Genomic DNA, 24,780 nt, shown 5'->3' on the forward strand with positions numbered 1-24,780 from the left:
GCACCGGCCTTTTTGCGCTATAGGAATAGTTGAAATTTCGTCTCGTTTGTTCGACTATGCTAAAGCCTAAATGTGTTTTTTAACATTTAGCACTACAAAACGATACAACTAAGATCTGTCCCACGGTTGGACAGAGTGGGTCACTTATCAGCGAGCTGAGGAACCATATGGTTTACTCTTATACAGAGAAAAAACGTATTCGTAAGGACTTTGGTAAGCGTCCGCAGGTTATTGAGACTCCTTACCTATTGTCTATCCAGCTTGATTCGTTTAAACGTTTCATCAACGTTGATCCTGAAGGCGAAGTTGGACTAGAAGCTGCATTTCGTAGCGTATTTCCGATCAAGAGCTATTCTGGTACATCGGAATTACAATATGTGAGTTTCCGCTTAGGCGAACCTGTGTTTGACGTGAAAGAATGTCAAATCCGTGGTGTTACATATTCCGCCCCCCTTCGAGTCAAGCTACGTCTAGTGCTTTATGATAGAGACGCACCAGCGGGCACTGTAAAGGATATTAAAGAGCAAGAAGTTTACATGGGTGAAATGCCACTCATGACTGAGAACGGTACTTTTGTTATCAACGGTACTGAGCGCGTAATAGTATCTCAGTTACATCGTTCTCCAGGTGTATTCTTCGATCACGACAAGGGTAAAACCCATAGCTCTGGTAAAGTTCTTTATAATGCTCGAGTTATTCCTTACCGTGGATCTTGGTTGGATTTTGAATTCGATCCAAAAGACAATTTATTTGTCCGTATTGACCGTCGTCGTAAACTGCCAAGTACTATTATTCTTCGTGCGCTAGAGTTCAGCACCGAAGAAATCTTGGATATGTTCTTCGAAAAAGTACATTTCGAAATTAAAGACGGTAAATTAACGTTAGATCTAATCGCCGATCGTCTACGTGGTGAAGTTGCATCGTTTGATATTGTGGTTGACGGTGAAGTACTGGTAGAAACCGGTCGTCGTATTACTGCACGTCACATTCGTGAACTGCAAAACAAAGACGTTAAGCGTTTAGAAGTACCAGCAGAGTACATCGTAGGTAAAGTAGCAGCAAAAGATTACATCAATGCTGAAACCGGCGAGATCATTGTACCTGCCAATACTGAATTGACGCTTGAAATGGTTGCTGAAATGTCACTTGCTGGCATTAAAGAATTCGAAACACTGTACACCAGTGAATTAGACAGCGGCGCTTACATTTCAAACACCCTACGTATTGACGCTTCAACTAACCGTTTAGAAGCGCTAGTAGAAATTTATCGCATGATGCGTCCTGGTGAGCCACCAACGCGTGATGCAGCCGAAGCCCTATTTGATAACTTATTCTTCAATGAAGACCGTTATGATCTATCTAAAGTAGGTCGTATGAAGTTCAACCGTCGTGTTGATTTTGAAGATGAGCAAGGCGCAGGCACACTAAGCAAAGAAGATATTGTCGCGGTAATGAAAACCCTGATCAATATCCGCGATGGTAAAGGCGAAGTGGACGATATCGACCACTTAGGTAACCGTCGTATTCGTTGTGTTGGTGAAATGGCGGAAAACCAATTCCGCGTAGGTCTAGTACGTGTAGAGCGTGCTGTACGCGAGCGTCTGTCACTGGGTGACTTAGATGCGGTAATGCCACAAGATCTAATCAACGCTAAGCCGATTTCAGCAGCTGTTAAAGAATTCTTTGGTTCTTCTCAGTTGTCACAATTTATGGACCAAAACAACCCGCTATCAGAAGTGACGCACAAGCGTCGTATTTCTGCATTAGGTCCGGGTGGTCTAACACGTGAACGTGCAGGCTTTGAGGTGCGCGACGTACATCCGACTCACTATGGTCGTCTATGTCCAATCGAAACACCTGAAGGTCCAAACATCGGTCTGATTAACTCATTATCAACCTTCTCACGCACTAACTCGTATGGTTTCCTAGAAACACCATATCGTAAAGTCGTTGACGGCGTGGTAACGGATGACGTTGAGTACCTATCAGCTATTGAAGAAGGTAACTACGTTATCGCACAGGCCAATGCTGCGGTTGACGAAGAAGCTAACTTAACTGATGAATTGATTCCATGTCGTCACAAAGGTGAATCTACCTTTATGACTGCAGATCAAATTCAATATATGGACGTTTCTCCACAGCAGATCATCTCTGTTGCGGCATCGCTTATCCCGTTCCTAGAACACGATGACGCGAACCGTGCATTGATGGGCTCGAACATGCAACGTCAAGCTGTACCAACGCTGATCGCTGATAAGCCATTAGTCGGTACCGGTATTGAAAAACGTATCGCAGTTGACTCAGGTGTAACCGTTGTTGCGAAACGCGGCGGTGTGGTTGATTACGTTGATGCTTCACGTATCGTAATCAAAGTAAATGAAGAAGAAATGGTACCGGGCGAAGCGGGTATCGACATTTACAACCTAAACAAATACACCCGTTCGAACCAGAACACCTGTATCAACCAACGTCCAACTTGTAAGTTGGGTGAGCCGATTGTTAAAGGTGACGTACTCGCTGATGGTCCTTCTACCGACTTGGGTGAACTTGCCCTAGGCCAAAACATGAAGATCGCCTTCATGCCTTGGAACGGTTATAACTTCGAGGACTCGATCACAGTTTCTGAGCGTGTTGTTAAAGAAGACCGCTTTACTACGATCCACATTCAAGAGCTTTCTTGTATCTCTCGTGATACTAAGTTAGGTCCAGAAGAGATCACGGCCGACATCCCTAACGTGGGTGAATCTGCACTAAGCAAGCTAGATGAATCTGGTGTTGTTTACGTGGGTGCCGAAGTGAAGCCAGGTGACATCCTAGTTGGTAAAGTAACGCCTAAGGGTGAAACTCAACTAACGCCAGAAGAGAAGCTACTACGCGCTATCTTTGGTGAGAAAGCGTCTGACGTTAAAGACAGCTCACTACGCGTATCTAACTCGGTTTACGGTACGGTTATCGACGTTCAAGTCTTCACTCGTGATGGCGTTGAAAAAGATAAGCGTGCAATCGAAATCGAAGAGATGCAGCTTAAAGAAGCGAAAAAGGACTTAACCGAAGAGTTTAAGATCCTTGAAGATGGCATTTTCTCTCGTGCTAAGAACTTGCTTATCGGTGCTGGTAAATCAGAAGAAACTCTGGTTAAAACCTCGCGTGATAAGTGGTTTGAAATTGCCCTAGCTGACGAAGAAGTACAAAACCAATTAGAACAAATTGGCGAACAGTACGATGAATTGAAAGCAGAATTCGATAAGAAATTCGATATCAAGCGTCGCAAGATCATCCAAGGTGATGACCTAGCGCCAGGCGTATTGAAGATCGTTAAAGTTTACCTAGCGGTTAAACGTCGTATTCAACCTGGTGATAAGATGGCCGGTCGTCACGGTAACAAAGGTGTTATCTCGACTATCGTACCTATCGAAGACATGCCTCATGATGAGCATGGCGAGCCAGTTGATATCGTACTAAACCCATTGGGTGTACCGTCACGGATGAACATAGGTCAGGTACTTGAAACACACTTAGGTCTAGCGGCTAAAGGTGTGGGTGAAAAGATTGATCGCATGCTTAAAGAGCAGCGTGAAATTGAAATCGCTAAGTTACGTGAGTTTATCCAACAGGTTTATGATTTAGGTAATACCCGTCAGGAAGTGGATCTAACCACCTTTACTGATGATGAAGTATTACGCTTAGCGCACCACCTACGTAAAGGTCTGCCAATTGCGACTCCTGCGTTTGATGGTGCCAAAGAAGCAGAAATTAAAGAGCTACTGCGCTTAGCTGATTTACCTGATACAGGCCAGCTACAGTTGTTCGATGGCCGTACTGGTAATGCATTTGAGCGTCCAGTTACTGTTGGTTACATGTACATGCTGAAACTTAACCACTTGGTTGATGACAAGATGCATGCGCGTTCTACAGGCTCTTACAGCCTAGTAACTCAACAACCGCTGGGTGGTAAAGCTCAGTTCGGTGGTCAACGTTTCGGTGAGATGGAAGTATGGGCACTAGAAGCATACGGTGCCGCTTATACGCTTCAAGAAATGCTGACGGTTAAGTCAGATGATGTGAATGGTCGTACTAAGATGTATAAGAACATCGTTGACGGTGACCACAGAATGGAGCCAGGCATGCCTGAGTCGTTCAACGTATTGTTGAAAGAAATCCGTTCTCTAAGCATCAACATCGAGCTAGACGAGAGTTAAGCAGGGCTTTAGCCTGAAGTGAGTAAAGCGCTTTCATCGCGAAAGCGCTTTTAGCGTCGTTCCCAGTGGGAGAAAAACGTGAAAGACTTATTAAAGTTTTTAAAACAGCAAAATAAGACCGAAGAATTTGATGGCATCAAGATCGGTCTTGCTTCACCTGATCAAGTACGTTCTTGGTCTTTCGGTGAAGTTAAAAAGCCAGAAACCATTAACTACCGTACCTTTAAGCCTGAGCGTGATGGCTTATTCTGTGCGCGTATTTTTGGTCCAGTTAAAGACTACGAATGTTTGTGTGGTAAATACAAGCGTTTGAAGCACCGTGGTGTTATTTGTGAGAAGTGTGGCGTAGAAGTTACCCAAACTAAAGTTCGTCGTGACCGCATGGGTCATATCGAGCTAGCTTCTCCTGTTGCGCACATTTGGTTCTTAAAATCATTACCATCTCGTATCGGTCTATTACTAGACATGACGTTACGTGATATTGAGCGCATTCTATATTTTGAATCTTTCGTAGTAATCGAGCCAGGTATGACTAACCTGGAGCGCGGTCAAATGCTGACCGAAGAAAACTACCTAGATGCGTTAGAAGAGTGGGGCGATGAGTTTGAAGCTAAGATGGGTGCGGAAGCCGTACTTCAGCTGCTTAAAGCGATCGATCTACAAGGTGAAATTGAAATCATGCGTGAAGAGTTGGGCTCAACTAACTCTGAAACTAAGCGTAAGAAGCTAACTAAGCGTCTTAAGCTAATGGAAGCATTTGACCAATCAGGTAACAAACCAGAATGGATGATCCTAACGGTTCTTCCGGTATTGCCACCTGATCTTCGCCCATTAGTACCGCTAGACGGCGGCCGTTTCGCGACTTCAGATCTAAACGATCTATACCGTCGTGTGATCAACCGTAACAACCGCCTTAAGCGACTACTTGATTTAGCGGCACCTGACATCATCGTACGTAACGAAAAACGTATGTTACAAGAGTCAGTTGATGCGCTATTAGATAATGGTCGTCGTGGTCGTGCTATCACAGGTTCAAACAAGCGTCCGCTTAAATCTCTTGCTGATATGATCAAGGGTAAGCAAGGTCGTTTCCGTCAGAACCTACTAGGTAAGCGTGTTGACTATTCAGGTCGTTCGGTAATTACCGTAGGTCCTACACTACGTCTACATCAATGTGGTCTGCCTAAGAAAATGGCACTTGAGCTATTCAAGCCATTTGTTTACGGCAAACTTGAAGCGCGTGGTCTAGCGACAACTATCAAAGCGGCTAAGAAATTAGTTGAGCGTGAAGGCGGCGAAGTTTGGGATATCTTAGAAGAAGTTATCCGTGAACATCCGGTTATGCTTAACCGTGCACCAACACTTCACAGATTAGGTATTCAAGCATTTGAACCGGTATTAATCGAAGGTAAAGCGATCCAACTGCACCCGTTAGTGTGTGCGGCCTATAACGCTGACTTCGACGGTGACCAAATGGCGGTACACGTACCTCTAACTATCGAAGCACAGTTAGAAGCACGTACCCTAATGATGTCTACTAACAACGTACTTTCTCCTGCGAACGGTGAGCCAATTATCGTTCCTTCACAAGACGTTGTATTGGGTCTGTACTACATGACGCGTGATCGCATTAATGCGAAAGGCGAAGCCATGTGGTTCAAGAGCCCGAAAGAAGCTGAAAAAGCTTACCGTGCTGGCGTAGCTGATTTACATGCTCGCGTTAAAGTACGTATTACAGAAACGGTGATTAACGAAGAAGGCAACCGTAGCCAAGTAACCACATTGAAAGACACCACAGTAGGTCGTTCTATTCTTTGGTTAATTGCGCCAGCTGGTATGGACTTTGAGCTTTTCAACCAAGCGATTGGTAAAAAGCAAGTATCAAGCTTAATTAACGCTTGTTACCGTAAACTGGGTCTAAAACCAACGGTTATCTTTGCTGACCAACTAATGTACACCGGTTTCCACTACGCAACTCTGTCTGGTGCCTCTGTAGGTATCAACGACATGGTTATTCCTGACGAGAAGAAAGGCATCATTGAAGCCGCTGAAGAAGAAGTTCAAGAAATTTCTGAGCAGTTCCAATCAGGTCTAGTAACCGCGGGTGAGCGTTACAACAAGGTAATCGATATCTGGGCATCGGCTAACGAACAAGTTTCTAAAGCCATGATGGAAAACCTTTCAACCGAAACGGTAATCAACCGTGACGGCGAAGAGGAAACTCAGAAGTCATTTAACAGTATCTACATGATGGCTGACTCAGGTGCGCGTGGTAGTGCGGCACAGATTCGTCAGCTAGCGGGTATGCGTGGTCTGATGGCTAAGCCAGATGGCTCTATCATCGAAACCCCAATCGTGGCGAACTTCCGTGAAGGTCTAAACGTACTTCAGTACTTTATCTCTACTCACGGTGCGCGTAAGGGTCTTGCCGATACGGCACTTAAGACGGCTAACTCGGGTTACCTAACTCGTCGTCTGGTTGACGTTGCACAAGATTTAGTGGTTACCGAAGAAGATTGTGGTACTCACGAAGGTCTAATTGTGATGCCATTGATCGAAGGCGGTGACGTTGTTGAGCCACTACGTGAGCGCGTACTAGGTCGTGTTGTTGCTGAAGACATCATCAAGCCTGGCACCGAAGATGAAGTACTGGTTGAGCGTAACGTTATGCTTGACGAGAAACTGTGTGACCTACTTGAAGAAAACTCAGTAGACACAGTTAAAGTACGTTCGGTTATCACCTGTGAAAACGACTACGGTGTGTGTGCACACTGTTACGGTCGTGACCTTGCTCGTGGCCACTTAGTTGGTCAAGGTGAGGCTGTGGGGGTAATCGCGGCACAATCAATCGGTGAGCCGGGTACACAGCTAACCATGCGTACGTTCCACATCGGTGGTGCGGCATCACGAGCATCTGCAGAAAACAACGTTCAAGTTAAGAACACAGGTAGTGTGAAACTTCACAATGCTAAGTTCGTTGTTAACTCTGACGGTAAGCCAGTTGTAACTTCTCGTTCGACCGAGTTAATGGTACTTGACGAACTAGGCCAAACCAAAGAAGCGCACAAAGTGCCTTACGGTGCGATCCTTGAGAAGAAAGACGGTGAATCGATCAATGCCGGCGAAGTGGTTGCTAACTGGGACCCACATACTCACCCAATCATCACTGAAGTGGCGGGTATCATCAAGTTTGCTGATCTGATTGAAAGCGTCACTGTTACGCGTCAAACCGATGAGCTAACGGGTCTATCAAGTACGGTTGTTCTTGATCCAGGTCAGCGTCCAAGTGCGGGTAAAGAAATGCGCCCAATGGTTAAGCTGGTTGATGCAGCTGGTAACGATATTAACATTCCGGGTACTGATATTGCGGCGCAATACTTCTTACCTGGTAACGCGATCGTTAACCTAGAAGATGGCGCGCAAGTAAACGTGGGTGATGCGCTAGCGCGTATTCCACAAGAAAGCTCGAAGACTCGTGATATCACGGGTGGTCTACCACGCGTTGCTGACTTGTTCGAAGCGCGTACACCAAAAGATGCAGCTATCCTTGCAGAAGTAACGGGTACTATTTCTTACGGTAAAGAGACCAAAGGTAAGCGTCGTCTGATCATCACTCAGCCTGATGGTGAGCATTACGAAGAGATGATTCCTAAGTGGCGTCACCTTAACGTGTTCGAAGGTGAGAAGGTGCAAAAAGGTGAAGTTATCGCCGATGGCCCTGAATCACCACATGATATTTTACGCCTGCGTGGTATTAGCCCAGTTGCTAACTACATCGCTAACGAAGTACAAGACGTTTACCGTCTACAAGGCGTAAAAATCAATGATAAGCACATTGAGGTTATCGTTCGTCAAATGCTACGTAAGGTAATGATCAAGACTGCTGGTGACACAGACTTCTTACCTGGTGAGCAAGTTGAAGTGGCACGCGTTAACATCGCAAACCGTAAATTGATTGCTGAAGGTAAAGCGCCAGCTACGTTCGTACACGAACTACTGGGTATTACTAAAGCGTCACTTGCTACTGAATCCTTCATCTCTGCGGCATCGTTCCAAGAAACGACGCGCGTACTGACTGAAGCAGCGGTAGGCGGTAAAGTAGATGAGCTACGTGGCTTGAAAGAAAACGTTATCGTGGGTCGTCTGATCCCAGCTGGTACGGGTTACGCTTACCACAAAGAGCGTAATGAGCGTCGCAATAATCCTGATGCTGATAAGCCAGCACCGGTTACTGCTGACGAAGCCGAACAAAGCTTAGCTAACCTACTAAATCTTGCTGATTCATCTGATAACTAATCAGTTACTTCAGTAAAGTCTAATAAGGCACCTTAGGGTGCCTTTTTTTGTGCCTGTTTATACTATTGGCAACATCACTGCACCGTGATGATCATGATAGTGTTATTGCCTTGTCACGATTTATTCATCTGGTATTGCTAGCTTTGATAAAGAAATTGGCAATAGAGAGAAGTGGCATGGCAAAGGTTATTCATACCTATCGCACCGTTTGGCTTTCTGATGTTCATTTAGGCTTTAAGGATTGTAAAGCTGAGTATTTAATCGAGTTCTTGCAGAATATGCGCTGTGACAAATTGATATTGGCCGGCGATATTGTGGATTTTTGGGCCTTAAAGCGCCAAGCATATTGGCCCGCTGCTCATATGCAAGTCGTACAAATTTTGTTTGAAAAAGCTCGCCAAGGTACCCAAATTATTTATGTGCCTGGCAACCACGATGCCGCTATCCGACAGCTGGGCCAACCTGAATTAAACCTCGCCGAAATCCATCACCAATATCAGCACACGACCAGCTCCGGCTTGAAGGTATTGGTATTACACGGTGATGAGTTTGATGCCATGGTGTGTTACTCCAAACTAACCGCTCTGATTGGCGACTTATCGTATGATTTATTATTGTTTTTAAACCGCTTTGTATACCGCTGGCGCAAGCGCTTTGGGCTAAATTACTGGTCTTTAGCGGGTTATATTAAAGAGCGAATTCCCAAAGCCAACATCGCCATAGCACGATATAGGCAAGCCGCCATTACCTACGCTAAGCGTCAACAAGTGGACATGTTAGTATGTGGCCATATCCATCATCCCGAGGTTGTGACTCAACAAGGGGTCATTTATGCTAACTTAGGTGACTGGGTTGAAAATTGCAGTGCATTAGTTGAAGAGTTGGATGGGCGATTGCATTTAGTGCGAAGCACGGAACAAACGGAGTCACTTGAACTATTGCAAGAGGCGCCGTGGTCTGGTGTGGCATAAGCTGTGTTTTCGTCTCGATTAGGTTAAGATAACACTCTGTTTAACTAAACGAGTCTAACTAAATGACTAAGCAAATCATTGCCACTAACGACGCTCCACAAGCTATCGGTCCTTATTCACAAGCAAACAAACTTGGCGATTTGGTATTCACTTCTGGGCAAATTCCACTGGTACCTGACACCATGGAAGTGTTGCAGGGTGACATCACAGCACAAGCTGAGTTGGTGATGAAAAACCTGATGGCCGTGTTGACCGAGGCGGGAGCGGATGCGACAACGGTAGTGAAAACCACCTGCTTCTTAAGTGATATGAATAACTTTGTTGCTTTTAATGAAGTTTACGGCCGTTATTTTCCAACTAATGCGCCTGCGCGTAGCTGTGTTGAAGTATCACGCTTACCTAAAGATGTATTGGTCGAAGTTGAAGCGATTGCATACGTAAAATAGTCTGATTAGTCAGACCCAATTCTACTTGGGTTTGACTATCATAGGTCAATACTATTTGGGAGGTACCATGCAATTGGCCATTTTGGTGAACTCTCCAGCATACGGTAGCCAAGGCTCTGCTTCTGCATATCGCTTTGTTGAAGCCGCGCTGTCTATGGGGCATGAGGTTGTTGGTGTGTTTTTCTATCAGCAGGGAGTTAGCAATGCCAATGCGTTAACCTTGCCAGCTTCAGATGAGCAAAACTTGGTCAAACTTTGGTCTGACCTAGCTAATCAACACAATATTCGCCTTGATGTCTGTATTTCGGCCGCGCTGCGTCGTGGTGTTGTCGATGAGAGCAGTGCCCAAGAGCAACAAATGGCATGCAGTAATTTGGCCGCACCTTTTGCAATGACAGGGCTCGGGCAGCTTGCCGAACTGATCGCTCGCTCTGATCGCCTTGTCCAGTTTTAGCTCGGCTTTCGTTTAGTTGCCTTAATCCGAAAGCCGTTTGTTATCTGATTATCTGCCATAGAGTTAACCAATGAAATTAGCCATCCTTAATACCTTAGCGCCCCACGGCAATGCTAATGCCAGAGAAGCCCTTGATGCAGCGTTGGCTCTTTCTGCCTTTACCGAGCAGCTAACCTTACTGTTCAGTGGTGATGGCATTTACCAGTTGATGCCAAATCAAGATCCGCAAGCGATTATGCAGCGCCACATTGAACCTATGTTTAAGTTGCTTGATTTATATGATGTAGAAGAAATCTACGTTAATCAGCAAGACTGTGAGGTTCGCCAAATTGATCCTCAGCAACTAGCTATTACGGTTAGGGCTCTACCTACTGCAGAATTCAATCAAGTGTTACAACAGCAGCAATATCTGATTAAATTTTAGGGATCACCATGATACTACACACCGTGAAGCAGTCTCCCTTTACCGATCTGACATTAAGCCAAGCCTTAGCCAGCATGGGGCCAGATGATTTATTATTGCTACTTGAAAATGGCGTGCTTGGCAGTGCGACGCAACATGCTTACTTAGCCCAGCTGTCCGAGTTGGCTGAGCAAGGTCGCTTGTATCTTGTTAGCGCGGATCTAAACGCCCGTGGCGTGACTGCTCAGTTCGGTAAAGAAATTGATTACAAAGGTTTTGTTGAGCTTGTCACTCGCGCTCAATCGAGTTTGGCTTGGTAGCCATAATGGCTTAGAAAATCTAAAATTGGCTGCATGCTTCACTTCGCAGGTCATCGTTATTACTCTCTTTTGGGGTTGACTCAGGTGTAATTGGTTTACTTTATGCGCAGCGTTGTCCTTGACACGCTTGGTCAAGGGTAATAAAATTTCGCGTCCCCAGTTTTGGGGGCCGATTTTTCACGTTATATAAGTATCAGGAGCTATTTTTAATGGCAACAATTTCACAGCTGGTTCGCAAACCACGTAAAGCACCGGTTAAAAAAACCAACGTGCCTGCGCTGCAAGCGTGCCCACAAAGACGTGGTGTATGTACTCGCGTATATACAACTACTCCTAAAAAACCTAACTCGGCACTACGTAAAGTTGCTCGTGTTCGTTTAACTAACGGCTACGAAGTAACTTCTTACATCGGTGGTGAAGGTCACAACCTACAAGAGCACAGCGTAATCCTAATTCGCGGTGGTCGTGTAAAAGACTTACCGGGTGTACGTTACCACACAGTACGTGGTGCACTAGATACTTCTGGTGTTACTGCACGCCGTCAAGGTCGTTCTAAGTACGGTGCTAAACGTCCTAAGGGTTAATGGTTCTTCGTAAAGTAAGGCCAAGCATAAACAATTTTAATTAATCGTTTATAAACAATTTTAATTAATCGTTTTGGGTAACACCTGAAGCAAACGGAGAATATAAGATGCCAAGAAGACGCGTCGTCGGTCAGCGTAAAATCCTACCGGATCCTAAGTTCGGATCAGAGATTCTGGCCAAATTCATCAACGTAGTAATGGTTGATGGTAAAAAATCTATTTCAGAAAAAATCGTATACGGTGCATTAGAAGCTGCTGCTGCAAAGAGCGGTAAAGAGCACCTAGACATTTTTGAAGTAGCTCTTGATAACGTGCGCCCAACTGTTGAGGTTAAATCTCGCCGTGTGGGTGGTTCTACTTACCAAGTTCCAGTTGAAGTACGTCCTAGTCGTCGTAATGCACTGGCTATGCGTTGGTTAGTTGAAGCAGCACGTAAACGTGGTGAAAAATCTATGGCTGCACGTCTAGCTGGTGAGCTAGTTGATGCTGCTGACAACAAAGGCACTGCGGTTAAGAAACGTGAAGACGTTCACCGTATGGCTGAAGCAAACAAAGCGTTTGCACATTACCGCTGGTAATATTATGGCGTGGCTAGTTGGTCACGCCGTTAGTTATTATCTGAAGAAACGCTTAATTATTAAGCGTTTCTTTAGTTAAGAGGAAATATTGTGGCTCGTACAACTCCCTTAGAGCGTTACCGGAATATTGGTATTTGTGCTCATGTTGACGCAGGCAAAACTACCACTACTGAACGCGTGCTTTTTTATACTGGTCTATCTCACAAAATTGGTGAGGTACATGACGGTGCTGCGACCATGGATTGGATGGAGCAAGAGCAAGAGCGTGGTATCACTATCACTTCTGCTGCTACTACTACCTTCTGGCGTGGCATGGAAGCGCAATTCGACGAACATCGCATTAACATCATCGATACCCCAGGACACGTTGACTTCACAATCGAAGTTGAGCGTTCTTTGCGTGTGCTCGATGGGGCGGTGGTTGTGTTTTGTGGTTCCTCAGGTGTAGAACCTCAATCAGAAACTGTATGGCGTCAAGCTGACAAATACGAAGTGCCTCGCATGGTATTTGTTAACAAGATGGACCGTGCAGGCGCGAACTTTGAGCGTGTTGTTGATCAAATTCGTGACCGCTTAGGTGCTAATTGTGTACCGATTCAATTAAATATCGGTGCAGAAGAAGAGTTTCGTGGCGTTATCGACCTGATTAAAATGAAGGCGATTAACTGGAACGAAGCCGATCAAGGTATGACCTTTGAATACACGGACATTCCTGCTGAGTTACAAGACAAAGCAGAAGAAATGCGTGAATTCATGGTGGAGAGTGCCGCTGAAGCATCCGATGAATTGATGGAAAAATACCTTGAAGAAGGTGAGCTTTCAGAACAAGACATCAAAGCAGGCCTGCGTAAACGTACCATTAATAACGAAATCGTTTTAGCTTGTTGTGGTAGTGCCTTTAAAAACAAAGGTGTGCAAGCCGTACTGGATGCAGTAGTAGAATATCTACCTGCACCAAACCAAGTTAAAGCCATCACAGGTGTTGATGAGCTTGAAAACGAGGTATGTCGTATTTCTTCTGACGACGAACCTTTTGCAGCGTTAGCATTTAAGATAGCAACGGACCCGTTTGTGGGAACCTTGACTTTCTTACGTGTCTATTCAGGTGTGGTAAATACAGGTGATGCTGTTTACAACTCAGTGAAGCAAAAGCGTGAGCGTTTTGGTCGTATCGTGCAAATGCACGCTAACGATCGTAAAGAATTAAAAGAAATCCGTGCGGGCGACATAGCGGCTGCTATCGGCCTAAAAGATGTCACCACGGGTGACACGCTATGTGATATGGATAACAAGGTTGTCCTTGAACGTATGGAATTCCCTGAGCCGGTTATTCAAATTGCGGTAGAGCCTAGAACTAAGGCTGACCAAGAGAAGATGGCCATTGCGTTACAAAAATTGGCTGCTGAAGATCCTTCATTCCGCGTTGAAACCGACGCAGAATCAGCACAAACCTTGATTTCTGGTATGGGTGAACTACACCTAGATATCATAGTTGATCGCATGAAGCGTGAATTCAGCGTTGATTGTAACGTAGGTAAACCTCAAGTAGCTTACCGTGAAGCTATCCGCAAGGCGGTTGAAGTGGAAGGTAAGTTCGTGCGTCAATCGGGTGGCCGTGGTCAATATGGTCATGTTTGGTTGAAGCTAGAGCCATTAGAGCCGGGTTCAGGTTACGAGTTTGTCAACGAAATTGTTGGCGGTGTGGTTCCAAAAGATTACATCCCGGCTGTTGATAAAGGTTGTAAAGAACAAATGGACCAAGGGGTATTAGCTGGGTTCCCTATGCTAGACGTGAAAGTCACCCTATTTGATGGTTCATTCCACGATGTTGACTCCAATGAAATGGCGTTTAAGATCGCTGGAGCAATGGGCTTTAGAGCCGGTGCGCTTAAGGCGGATCCGGTTATTCTTGAGCCTATGATGAAGGTTGAAGTGACTACCCCTGAAGATTGGATGGGCGATGTAGTTGGTGACTTGAATCGTCGTCGCGGTATGATTGAAGGCATGGATGAAGGTCCAGCTGGTCTAAAAATCATCCGAGCTAAGGTTCCGTTAGCAGAAATGTTCGGTTATGCTACCGATGTGCGTTCTGCCACACAGGGCCGCGCTTCGTACTCGATGGAATTCAAAGAGTACAATGAAGCACCTAAAAACATCGCTGACGCTATCATTGAGGCGAAGTAATCGGGGTAGGGAATCATCCCTGCTCTGTTTAATGTAATTTTGAAGGCCCATAACAAATGGGCTAACACTTAGATAAAGAAGGTACACGTCGTGTCTAAAGAAAAATTTGAACGTAGTAAGCCTCACGTAAACGTGGGCACTATCGGTCACGTTGACCATGGTAAAACAACTCTAACTGCAGCGATCTCTTCAGTGCTAACTAAGCACTACGGTGGTAATGCAAAAGATTTCGCATCTATCGATAATGCTCCAGAAGAGCGTGAGCGCGGTATTACGATCAATACTTCTCACATCGAGTACGACACTCCTACTCGTCACTACGCACACGTAGACTGTCCAGGACACGCCGATTATGTTAAAAACATGATCACTGGTGCTGCTCAAATGGACGGCGCAATCCTAGTAGTAGCTGCGACAGATGGCCCAATGCCACAAACTCGTGAGCACATCCTACTTTCTCGTCAAGTTGGTGTACCTTACATCATCGTATTCATGAACAAATGTGACATGGTTGACGACGAAGAGCTACTAGAGCTAGTAGAAATGGAAGTTCGTGAACTTCTATCTGAGTACGATTTCCCAGGTGATGACCTACCACTAATCCAAGGTTCTGCGCTTAAAGCACTTGAAGGCGACGAAGCATGGGAAGCGAAAGTACTAGAGCTAGCTGAAGCACTAGACACTTACATCCCAGAGCCAGAGCGTGAAATCGATAAGCCATTCATCATGCCTATCGAAGACGTATTCTCAATCCAAGGTCGTGGTACTGTAGTAACAGGTCGTATCGAAGCTGGTATCGTACGTGTACAAGACGAAGTTGAAATCGTAGGTATCCGCGAGACATCTAAAACAACTTGTACGGGTGTTGAGATGTTCCGTAAGCTACTAGACGAAGGTCGTGCAGGTGAGAACTGTGGTATTCTTCTACGTGGTACTAAGCGTGAAGATGTTGAACGTGGTCAAGTACTAGCTAAGCCTGGTTCAATCACTCCACACACTAAGTTCGAATCAGAAGTATACGTACTATCTAAAGATGAAGGTGGTCGTCACACACCATTCTTCAAAGGTTACCGTCCACAGTTCTACTTCCGTACAACTGACATCACTGGTGCTGTAGAGCTTCCAGAAGGTGTAGAAATGGTAATGCCAGGCGACAACCTTAAGTTTGTTGTTGAGCTAATCGCTCCAGTAGCAATGGACGAAGGTCTACGTTTCGCAATCCGCGAAGGTGGCCGTACAGTTGGTGCTGGTGTTGTTTCTTCAATCATCGAATAAGATCGATTGATGTGAAACACAAAAAGGTCGCTTCGGCGGCCTTTTTTATTGCCTGAACAAAATGTGAGAGATGATATTAGATGGATCAGATATTAAGTAGGGATTTGGACGGGGTAAATATGTAGGCTCGGGTTAATGCTTATAGGCATTAACCCGAGAGTAGCGATGAACTATTGTTCGACCGCTTCTGCAGCTGCTTTTGCGGCGGCTTCTTTTTTCGCCTTTTGATACATATCTTGGCGATAACGCTCTATGCCTTGAGCGTGACGATGACGGTAATAACCCGCGTTTATATAGTCTTTACATACCTGATTGGGCGGTAATCCCGCCTTGCCTAGTTTAAAGCCTTCTTCTCCATGACAGACTTGGCTATAGGTTAGGTCATAACTGAAATCGTAAATGGCGTGAGCACTTTGTTCGTCAAATTCATCACAGTTTGAATAGTCGATTGTCAGGTTTTGATAGCGTTCAATGCCTGCGGTTGCATCGGCAACAGCCACCGACTTTATTGCTTCTTCGGCGCACTCAGTTGCAGCGAAGGCTGACAAAGATAAGGTACTACATATTACAACAGCGAAAAGTCGCACAATAAGCTCCCTGCTTAATTTAACCTAAGTGTAATCTAGCAGGATCGCTAAGGAGTGAAAAGCTACTGGACTAAAAATTGTGTATTGAGACAGCTGGATACTTAAGCCAGTTTAACTATATCCATTAGGCGTAGTTCAACAAATGCGTCGCACTGGCTAGTTAGTTGAGAAAGGATAGGGTGCTTGGATTACTCGGTTTCATACTCATCAATGCTGATACCCTTTTCAATCATGATTTTCTTCACTTGTTCGGGTAGGCCATCGTTTTGATCTTTACGTAAGTCATTATCCTCGGGCAAGGGTTGGCCCGTATAAGCATGCAAAAAGGCTTCGCAGAGCAGTTCACTATTAGTGGCATGGCGTAGGTTATTGACCTGACGACGGGTGCGTTCGTCGGTTAATATTTTAAGCACCTTGAGCGGGATGGACACAGTGATCTTTTTTACTTGCTCACTTTTTTTACCGTGTTCAGCGTAGGGGCTGATGTATTCACCGTTCCATTTTGACGTCATGCTAATTTACCCTTATCAAATATCAGGCTTATTCTAACCTCTCACGCAATATGAGGCAATCCATCGGTAAAGATGCTTAGATGGCTGAAAATGCTCAACAGGCATCTATGCCCAACAGGTACCTATTCATTTGAATGGCAGCGAACAAGCTTGCTGGCTAACTTCTATTGTCGTTCACATCCCCACTCAGGTAGACTAAGTTTGTAAAAAATCAATCTAGAGCCGTTTAGACGTCCAGAAGTGTTGACGTCTTGCTCCTGCTGGCTTAAAGTTGCGGGATATTTATTATGGAGTACTTAAATCATGGCGCAGTATAAGCAGGCCACTCAAGCCGTACGAACCGGCATCGAATCCGATACCCAACATGGCTCTGTGGTGCCACCTATTTATTTAAGTACTAACTATACCTTTGAAGGTTATAACCAAATTCGCGGCTTCGATTACAGTCGCTCTGGCAACCCAACTCGTGCCATTTTAGGTGAGGCCATTGCCAAGTTAGAAAACGGCAGTACCGGTATTGTGACTTGCTCTGGCATGGCGGCGGTTAACTTGATCACCGCATTACTTAGTCCTGGCGATCTTCTGGTTGCTCCCCATGACTGTTACGGTGGCAGTTATCGCTTATTTGATTGCTGCGCGAAGAAAAAAGCCTTTGATGTGAGCTTTATTGATCAGGGTGATGATGCGCAAATGGCGGCGGCGATTGCCAAAAAGCCGAAAATTGTCTGGCTAGAAACGCCCAGTAACCCATTATTACGTGTGGTTGATATCGCAAAAATTTGCCAGCAAGCAAAAGCCGTGGGCGCGTTAGTGGTCGTTGATAACACCTTCTTGTCACCCGCATTACAGCAGCCTCTTGAGCTCGGGGCGGATATCGTTATTCATTCAACCACCAAATACATTAATGGCCATTCCGATGTAGTGGCGGGCGCTGTGGTGACCAAAGATCCACAATTGGGTGAAGATTTAGCTTGGTGGGCAAACTGCTTAGGACTCACGGGTTCAGCGTTTGACTCTTATCTGACCTTACGCGGCATTCGTACCTTAGGCGCGCGCATCCGCAATCACCAAGAAAATACCAACGCCATCCTTGCCTACTTACAAACTCAGCCTTTGGTAAGTAAAATCTATCACCCAAGCTTGCCTGAGCATCCCGGCCATGAAATAGCTAAGCGCCAGCAAAAAGACTTTGGCTCTATGTTTAGCTTTGATCTTGATGCTGATGAGCAAGGTTTACGGGTATTTTTTGATAATCTGAAATTATTTTCATTAGCCGAATCCCTTGGCGGCGTTGAGAGTTTAGTTGCTCATCCTGCAACCATGACTCATCGCGCCATGAGTGATGAAGCACAAGCGCAAGCGGGTATTTTCAATACCCTGATTCGTTTATCCGTTGGCCTCGAAGATGCTGACGACTTAATCGCCGATTTAGATAATGCCTTTAAGGCTATGGCGCAGGAGAAGTAAAGGTGAAACAAACAAGACATGTGCACAAATTTGGGGGCAGCAGCCTAGCTGATCCAAACTGTTTTCGTCGCGTAGCGAATATTATCGACAAGTATTCGACTAGCACAGATCTGATTGTCGTTTCTGCAGCGGGTAAGACCACCAATCGGTTAATCGAAATTACCGAGTATGCGAAAGATGGCGATAGTGCGGCGGCGGTTTCACTTGCTTCTTTATCTGATTTCCAGCGTAACCTTGTCACCGAATTACTCGACGGCGAGTGGCAAAGTGAGGCGTTAGCAGCCTTAGATAACGATTTAACGCGTCTTGCCTTAATTCTTGAAAACAAGCTAGACCGTTACCAGAGTAATGAAATTTTAAGCTTTGGTGAAGTTTGGTCGGCTCGTCTATTAGCGACTTACTTACAACAAATCGGTATGCAGGCCAGCTGGTTAGACTCACGCACTTATTTAAGCGCCGAGTTTGGTGTTCAGCCTGTGGTCGATGTTGCGCTCTCGCGTGAAAAGTTAACTCAGCAATTACTGGGTCGTGAACAACATCGTGTGGTGATCACCGGTTTCTTTGCTGCTGATAGCGAAGGCCATACCGTCACCTTAGGCCGTAATGGCAGTGACTACTCAGCAACAGTAACGGGCGCCATCGCCAATGCCGTCTCCACTACAATTTGGAGTGATGTAGCCGGTGTATTTAGCGCCGATCCGCGTAAGGTAAAAAATGCGGTGCTAATGGAGCGCTTATCACTTGATGAAGCGGCTGAATTGTCACGCCTTGGCTCACCTGTACTACATGCTCGCACGCTATTACCTGTGATTGAAAGTTCACAGCGTTTAAGCCTGCGTTCAAGCTACGCACCCGACGAAGGCTCAACCCAAATTGTACGTCGCCAGCATAAACTCGGCGCGGCCAAGATTGTGACCGGTTTAGAGCAAGCCTGCGTCATTGAGGTAGAGTTAGATCCTGAATACGATCTTGTTGCACTAAAAGCTGAGCTGCACCATGCCCTGAGCGCTAAGTTTGTTACCCCGCTGGTAGAGCATATCGACAAGAAGAAAAACCTACTGCGTTTGGTTTACACCCCAGAAGTGGCTGATTCAGCTTTCGAAGTGGCCAAAGCCTTTGCCAATACAAGGCAGCAGCTAAAGAGTGTTGAGCTACATTCTGGCTACAGCATGGTGGGTTTAGTGGGTAATGGCGTGAGTGATAATGCCGAGCAGTGCTATCGCTTCTATCGCGCGCTATCAACCCAGCCTCTTGAATTTATTCAAGCCTGTGAGCGCAAGCTGTCATTAGTGGCGGTGACCAAAGAAATCTTACTTGAGCCGCTATTAAAAACCTTACATGAAGCCCTATTTAAACGTCCTAAGCGCATTGGCTTGGTATTGTTTGGTACAGGTAACATTGGCGGCCAATGGCTGAAATTAATCACCACCGAAAAACAAAAAGTTGAGAAACGTTTTAACCAAAAACTCACCTTGTGCGCCGTGTTTAACCACCTCGGTGGCGAGATTGATTTTGATGGCTTAGATCCTGCGGCCATCAGTGCGGGTTTTGAGCCAAAAGCATTTGTTTGGGAAGAAGTGCTGTCTAAGTTCAAGCATCATCCTTATGATGAAATTATCGTGTTAGACATCACCGCCAGTGAAAGTGTCAGTCGCTACTATCCAGAATTAGCTGCGCGCCACTGCCATTTAATCACCGCGAATAAATTTGCCGGCTCAGCCGATCTTGCTTTCTATAATGAAGTGAAGCAAAGCTTTGCCGATCACGGTTGTCATTGGTTATACAACGCTACCGTAGGTGCAGGCTTACCGGTACAGCCTACCTTAGCTATGTTGCAAGGCTCGGGTGATACCATCCAAGGCATCAGTGGTATTTTCTCTGGCACCTTATCTTGGTTATTCCAGCAATACGATGGTTCGGTACCATTCTCTGAGCTACTGGATCAAGCGTGGCAGCAAGGCTTAACCGAGCCGGATCCGCGTGAAGATTTATCGGGCAACGATGTCATGCGTAAATTGCTGATATTAGCTCGCGAAGTCGGTCTGAACTTAGAGCAAAAAGACATTGAACTACAGTCTTTAGTTCCTGAAGAGCTGCAACAAGGCAGCGCCGATGACTTTATGCAAAAGACCCAATTATTAGATGAGCTACTAGCGGAAAAATTAGCTAAAGCCAATAAGCAAGGCAAGGTCCTGCGTTACGTGGCACGTTTTGATAACAAAGGTAAAGCCACGGTCGGTCTTGAAGCGCTACCTGACAATCACGCCTTTGCTAACTTGTTGCCATGTGACAACATCTTTGCCATTGAAACCAACTGGTATCGCACCAACCCATTGATCATTCAAGGTCCGGGTGCTGGCCGCGAAGTAACCGCAGGCGCTATCCAAGCAGACTTAATCAGCTTGTGTGAAAAGCTGGCGTAAGCCAAGCGAGTGACTTAGCTGAGATACAAAACCACCTTCGGGTGGTTTTTTCGTTATTGTCAGCAAAGTAAACCCATTTGCTCATTAGACCTATGCGTGAGAAAATGATTATTTTCATAAGGGACTGATATGAAAGCTAAACTGGTGCTATCCCTGTCTTGGGTTTTACTGACAGCTTGTAGTCATGGTCGAGAATCACAATTGGCGCAGTGTCTTGGTTTTGAGCAATCCGATCGGGTATTGATAGTGAATATTGATGATGTAGGCATGCATCCCGATTATGACAAGGCGGCTTTTGAGCTGATTGATCACAATAAAGCTCAGACTATGTCTTTAATGGTGCCTGCGCCTAATTTTACCTTATCGGCCAAGATAGCAGCGGCGCGCAACCTTCCTGTTGGGCTGCATTTAACCCTCACCAATGAATGGCAAGAGAAGCAACCTTGGGGCGGAGTATTACCACCCTCTAAGGTGCCTAGCTTATACAATCCACAAGGCTTGCTATGGGCAACCACTCAAGAGGTGTTAGAGCATGCTGATATCAAGGAGATAGAGCAAGAGCTCAGAGCGCAAATTGATACCGCACTTCAGGCTGGACTTAATATCACCCATATTGATGCGCACATGCTGGTACTGATGCAAAATGCCGAGCTGGTCAATCTATTTTACAATTTGGCCAACGATTATCAGCTGGCAGCGGTTTATCAAGGGTTTTGGTTTAACCCCAGTAAGCAAAAAAGCATTACCTCCGAGTTACAACAAGTCGGTGCCGTGGTGCCTGATGTGTACTACATGCAATACAATCCCGATGAGCGCCGAGCAGATCCGGACATCGCTGAGAAAAAATACCGCCATATGGTGGAAACGCTGCAGTACGGGATTAATCATTTAGCTATCCATCCTTCCTATAACACTCCCAGTGCCGCTGAAGCTATGGAAGACATGGTGCTTAGAGAGAGTGATTTTGCGATTTGGCGAGCGGATAAAATCCATCAGCTGATTAAGCAAGAAGACATTAAAACAAGCAATCTTGCGGGTATGAGAGCCCTAAAACGCGAAAACATAGATTGCCTGTAAGAGATACCTTATCCGATTTCAGCTAACCACCTGCGGGTGGTTTTTGTGTGTTTAGAGCCTAGTTTTTATGTATTACAGTAATTATTTATCGAAAAACAATAAATAAATATTGTTTTGTATCTGGTGTTTGACTATATTTTTACTTATCTTGATTTAACCAAGGAAAGTAAAATGAAATTTCAGACCATGAGTAAAATCGCCACTGTTATCCATGGCGTTTGTATTGCAGGATTGATTGTTTGTGTGATCTCATCTGTTATCCTGCTCGGTGTTTTTATCTTCAGCTTGGCAGGCTTTTCAGAAAATCCTTTCTCAATAACCGAGGTGAACTTTGAGGGAATGAGCATCCCGCTAAATGGAGAGCCTGAGAATGGAATGGGAATGTTTGTTGCGTTGTTAGGGCTCATCGTAGCAATCATGTATTTAGACGTATTGCGACGTTTGTGTAGCCGTATCAAAAGAGGTTATGTTTTTTGTGATGAAAACTTTAAGTATTTAAAGGTGATGGGCATATTATACATCCCCCTTGCTTTACTAAGCGCCGCTATAAGCCATTTTGATGCTCAGTTGATTTTACAACACGCCAATATTACAGGGGCTGTGTTTGAATATTCCTTGTTGGGAAATGTGTCTGAAAATCTATTTTACGGTTTGTTAAACTGTGGCCTCACTTTTATTGTCGCTGGTGCACTCAAAATGGCGATTGACTATGAAAAAGACTCAGAAGGCTTAGTTTAATGGCCATTAAGATCAACTTGAATGTGGTGATGGCGCAGCGAAATATTGGCCTAGGAGAGCTAGCCGAACGGTTGGATATTACGCCTGCTAACCTATCTATCTTAAAGAATAACCACGCCAAGGCGGTTCGGTTTTCCACATTGAACGCGCTGTGTCAGGCGCTCGATTGCCAGCCCGGTGATATTTTGGAATATGTTGATGATGAATCCAAATGACGGCTACAGTGACTTTTGTCGTCGCTAGGTACTGTGAAGGCAAGTCTACAGGTGTAAAGACAGCGATACTCTTTTTTGAGCGCCTGAGTCTTCGGCCTGAGGCTCATTTGAGATAATTGCAACTCACCTCACCCCCAAACACTTCTGATACGCGCTGGGGGTCATACCTACGATATGTTTAAAAAAGCGGCCCATGTGGCTTTGGTTGGCAAAGCCGCAGGCGAGGGCGATATCGGCGAGCTTCATCGGGCCGATTAATAAGTGTTTAACTTGCTCTATGCGCAGCTGCATTAAGTATTCTTGCGGTGTGCGGGCAAAGTGAGCCTTAAACATGCGGGTAAAGTGGTACTCGCTCAGCTGGGCCAGTTCGGCCAATTCATGCAGGTATATTTGGCGATGATAGTTTGCCCGCATATAGTCTTGAACTTGCTTGGCAACTTTAGGGGCTAGGCCGCCTTTGATGATGGCGACAGGTTTAGTAAGCCCTGAGCTTTGCAGCAAGTTAACCAGTATGGTGTCGCTGAGCTGAGCCATGGCAAGGTGGCTTTCTGGCATGGACCAGTCAATGTGTAGCATTTGCTCGCGATACATGGTCTCTAGCGCGCTATGGCTAAAGAAGGTTAGATCGGGCAGGGCAATTTGCCTTGGATCCATATCAAATACTTTCAGTGCTAGTTGCTTTAAATGATCGTCACTAAAGTACAAATGCATAAATTGCTGTGGCTCGCCTAATTGCCAGCGGCTTTCGCTGCCTTGTGGCATTAAGCAAAACTTACCCGGCCCGCCGCGATCTGCTCTCATATCCAGACGCTGAGTTTGCTCGCCGCCGGCTAAATACAGACTTAAGGTGTGGTACTTATCGTTTTGATAATACAAGCGATCATGGGCATTGCCATATTGCGCCCACGCCAATTTCGGCGTGATACCTTGCTGACGATAGCACACCTTAGATGATTGGAAAAAATTCATGTATTTCGCATTTTTACTCATACCAGAAGCATAATGGCTTGTGGGCTTGGGCTCAATTGCTTCCCTCTGCTAATCATCAACTAAAACCGCAAGATCGTGTTAAAAAGTGATTCTTGGCTCGCTAATTCTGACAACATACCGACATTGGATGAGTTTATTGATCTCGGAAGGGTTGAGATGTCGGCGTTTATTTATGTGTTAATGATAGGCCTATGGGGCTTTTCTTGGATTGCGATCAAGTGGCAAGCGGGCAGTGTGGCAACGGAAGTCTCGATCTTTTATCGCTTTGCCCTTGCTGCATTGTTGATGTTTGTATTCGGTAAGTTATTTAAACAACTACAACAAACTAAACTCAGTCAGCATAAGTTTTTTGCGCTGCAAGGTTTGTGTTTATTTTGCTGTAATTTCTTGGCGTTCTACAGTGCAACCCATTATATCGCCAGCGGTTTAACCGCGGTGGTGATGGCCACCGCGCCGATTTTTAATGCCTTGCATGGGCGCATATTTTTCCAAACGCCCACCACAGCGAACTTTTGGCTGGGCGTGGTAGTGGGCTTATCGGGCATAGGTTTACTGTTTGGCGCCGATTTAATGGCCACGGACTGGTCACTGGATGTATTAACTGGGCTGGTCTATGCGCTCATGGGAACTTGGTGTTTTTCTATCGGCAATATGATCAGCATTCGTAACACCCGCGATAATATTAAACCTTATACCGCAACGAGTTACGGCATGGTGTACGGCTGTCTTGCCTTACTTGCCATTATCTATATGCGTGACTTAGAGTTTTCTATTGACCTTAGTACGCAGTACTTAGGCAGTTTAGTGTATCTTGCCATACCCGCTACTGTGATGGGCTTTACCTTGTATTTGATATTGGTCGATAGGATAGGTGCTAACAGCGCCTCTTATGTGCTACTGATTACGCCTATCGTCGCTTTGGTGGTGTCGAGTGTGTTTGAATCTTATCACTGGACTGTGTATTCCAGCTTAGGCTTGAGCTTGGTGATTATAGGTAACTTAATTGCTCGAATGACAAGACCATTATGGCGACGACACAGAAAGTTAATAAGGACTTAAAG

20 protein-coding genes are annotated in these 24,780 nt (G+C 45.4%); 17 read left to right on the forward strand and 3 right to left on the reverse strand.

The annotated features are described in order from the left end of the window. Positions 1–167: 167 nt before the first annotated feature. The 11 genes from rpoB to tuf all read left to right on the forward strand — a co-directional run bounded on the left by rpoB (position 168) and on the right by tuf (position 15,710). Positions 168–4,199 carry a DNA-directed RNA polymerase subunit beta gene (gene rpoB / locus ACK8OT_RS15495; protein ID WP_410197420.1) on the forward strand — a complete coding sequence of 1,344 codons (4,032 nt, stop codon included), beginning with the start codon at positions 168–170 and terminating at the stop codon, positions 4,197–4,199. A 78-nt stretch (positions 4,200–4,277) separates the two neighbouring features. Further along, positions 4,278–8,495, forward strand: coding sequence for a DNA-directed RNA polymerase subunit beta' (gene rpoC / locus ACK8OT_RS15500; RefSeq protein WP_410197421.1), 4,218 nt, complete (start codon positions 4,278–4,280; stop codon positions 8,493–8,495). Positions 8,496–8,671: 176 nt separating this feature from the next. Further along, positions 8,672–9,466, forward strand: coding sequence for a UDP-2,3-diacylglucosamine diphosphatase (locus tag ACK8OT_RS15505; RefSeq protein ID WP_410197422.1), 795 nt, complete (start codon positions 8,672–8,674; stop codon positions 9,464–9,466). Between the two features lie 62 nt (positions 9,467–9,528). Continuing rightward, positions 9,529–9,912: a RidA family protein gene (locus ACK8OT_RS15510; RefSeq protein ID WP_410197423.1), complete on the forward strand. Its 384-nt coding sequence runs from the start codon at positions 9,529–9,531 to the stop codon at positions 9,910–9,912. Between the two features lie 67 nt (positions 9,913–9,979). Continuing rightward, on the forward strand, positions 9,980–10,366 hold the full coding sequence (gene tusD, locus ACK8OT_RS15515) for a sulfurtransferase complex subunit TusD (RefSeq protein WP_410197424.1): 387 nt from the start codon (positions 9,980–9,982) through the stop codon (positions 10,364–10,366). A gap of 70 nt (positions 10,367–10,436) precedes the next feature. Beyond that, on the forward strand, positions 10,437–10,790 hold the full coding sequence (tusC, locus tag ACK8OT_RS15520) for a sulfurtransferase complex subunit TusC (protein WP_410197425.1): 354 nt from the start codon (positions 10,437–10,439) through the stop codon (positions 10,788–10,790). A gap of 8 nt (positions 10,791–10,798) precedes the next feature. Next, on the forward strand, positions 10,799–11,089 hold the full coding sequence (gene tusB / locus ACK8OT_RS15525) for a sulfurtransferase complex subunit TusB (RefSeq protein ID WP_410197426.1): 291 nt from the start codon (positions 10,799–10,801) through the stop codon (positions 11,087–11,089). A gap of 209 nt (positions 11,090–11,298) precedes the next feature. Then, positions 11,299–11,673: a 30S ribosomal protein S12 gene (gene rpsL / locus ACK8OT_RS15530; protein ID WP_410197427.1), complete on the forward strand. Its 375-nt coding sequence runs from the start codon at positions 11,299–11,301 to the stop codon at positions 11,671–11,673. A 107-nt stretch (positions 11,674–11,780) separates the two neighbouring features. Next, positions 11,781–12,251: a 30S ribosomal protein S7 gene (gene rpsG / locus ACK8OT_RS15535; RefSeq protein ID WP_410197428.1), complete on the forward strand. Its 471-nt coding sequence runs from the start codon at positions 11,781–11,783 to the stop codon at positions 12,249–12,251. Between the two features lie 90 nt (positions 12,252–12,341). Then, complete coding sequence (gene fusA, locus ACK8OT_RS15540) at positions 12,342–14,435, forward strand: elongation factor G (protein WP_410197429.1); 2,094 nt, start codon at positions 12,342–12,344, stop codon at positions 14,433–14,435. 90 nt (positions 14,436–14,525) lie between these two features. Beyond that, positions 14,526–15,710 (forward strand): elongation factor Tu, encoded by a 1,185-nt coding sequence (gene tuf, locus ACK8OT_RS15545; RefSeq protein ID WP_410197413.1) that lies wholly within the window; start codon positions 14,526–14,528, stop codon positions 15,708–15,710. Between the two features lie 170 nt (positions 15,711–15,880). Here the strand turns inward: tuf and ACK8OT_RS15550 are convergent, their stop codons facing one another. Together ACK8OT_RS15550 and metJ are read right to left on the reverse strand one after the other, a co-directional pair. Then, positions 15,881–16,297 (reverse strand): hypothetical protein, encoded by a 417-nt coding sequence (locus ACK8OT_RS15550; RefSeq protein ID WP_410197430.1) that lies wholly within the window; start codon positions 16,295–16,297, stop codon positions 15,881–15,883. A 188-nt stretch (positions 16,298–16,485) separates the two neighbouring features. Further along, on the reverse strand, positions 16,486–16,809 hold the full coding sequence (gene metJ / locus ACK8OT_RS15555) for a met regulon transcriptional regulator MetJ (RefSeq protein WP_410197431.1): 324 nt from the start codon (positions 16,807–16,809) through the stop codon (positions 16,486–16,488). 303 nt (positions 16,810–17,112) lie between these two features. Between metJ and metB the strand changes: the two genes are divergently transcribed. The 5 genes from metB to ACK8OT_RS15580 all read left to right on the forward strand — a co-directional run bounded on the left by metB (position 17,113) and on the right by ACK8OT_RS15580 (position 22,729). Beyond that, complete coding sequence (metB, locus tag ACK8OT_RS15560; RefSeq protein ID WP_410197432.1) at positions 17,113–18,276, forward strand: cystathionine gamma-synthase; 1,164 nt, start codon at positions 17,113–17,115, stop codon at positions 18,274–18,276. Positions 18,277–18,278: 2 nt separating this feature from the next. Continuing rightward, on the forward strand, positions 18,279–20,699 hold the full coding sequence (locus ACK8OT_RS15565; protein WP_410197433.1) for a bifunctional aspartate kinase/homoserine dehydrogenase II: 2,421 nt from the start codon (positions 18,279–18,281) through the stop codon (positions 20,697–20,699). A 129-nt stretch (positions 20,700–20,828) separates the two neighbouring features. After that, complete coding sequence (locus ACK8OT_RS15570; protein WP_410197434.1) at positions 20,829–21,776, forward strand: ChbG/HpnK family deacetylase; 948 nt, start codon at positions 20,829–20,831, stop codon at positions 21,774–21,776. A gap of 171 nt (positions 21,777–21,947) precedes the next feature. Further along, on the forward strand, positions 21,948–22,514 hold the full coding sequence (locus ACK8OT_RS15575; protein WP_410197435.1) for a hypothetical protein: 567 nt from the start codon (positions 21,948–21,950) through the stop codon (positions 22,512–22,514). Beyond that, positions 22,514–22,729 (forward strand): helix-turn-helix domain-containing protein, encoded by a 216-nt coding sequence (locus ACK8OT_RS15580; RefSeq protein ID WP_410197436.1) that lies wholly within the window; start codon positions 22,514–22,516, stop codon positions 22,727–22,729. Before ACK8OT_RS15575 ends, ACK8OT_RS15580 begins: the two co-directional genes overlap by 1 nt. Positions 22,730–22,852: 123 nt before the next feature. Here ACK8OT_RS15580 and ACK8OT_RS15585 read toward each other — a convergent pair whose 3' ends face one another. After that, positions 22,853–23,698 carry a helix-turn-helix domain-containing protein gene (locus ACK8OT_RS15585; RefSeq protein ID WP_410197437.1) on the reverse strand — a complete coding sequence of 282 codons (846 nt, stop codon included), beginning with the start codon at positions 23,696–23,698 and terminating at the stop codon, positions 22,853–22,855. A gap of 177 nt (positions 23,699–23,875) precedes the next feature. Here ACK8OT_RS15585 and ACK8OT_RS15590 point away from each other — a divergent pair, with 177 nt between their 5' ends. Next, positions 23,876–24,778, forward strand: a complete 903-nt coding sequence (locus ACK8OT_RS15590) for a DMT family transporter (protein WP_410197438.1) — start codon at positions 23,876–23,878, stop codon at positions 24,776–24,778. Positions 24,779–24,780 lie beyond the last annotated feature (2 nt).

It is taken from the genome of Motilimonas thetidivivens (genome assembly GCF_046452435.1).
In the GTDB taxonomy this organism is placed as follows: Bacteria; Pseudomonadota; Gammaproteobacteria; order Enterobacterales; family CBDFNC01; genus Motilimonas.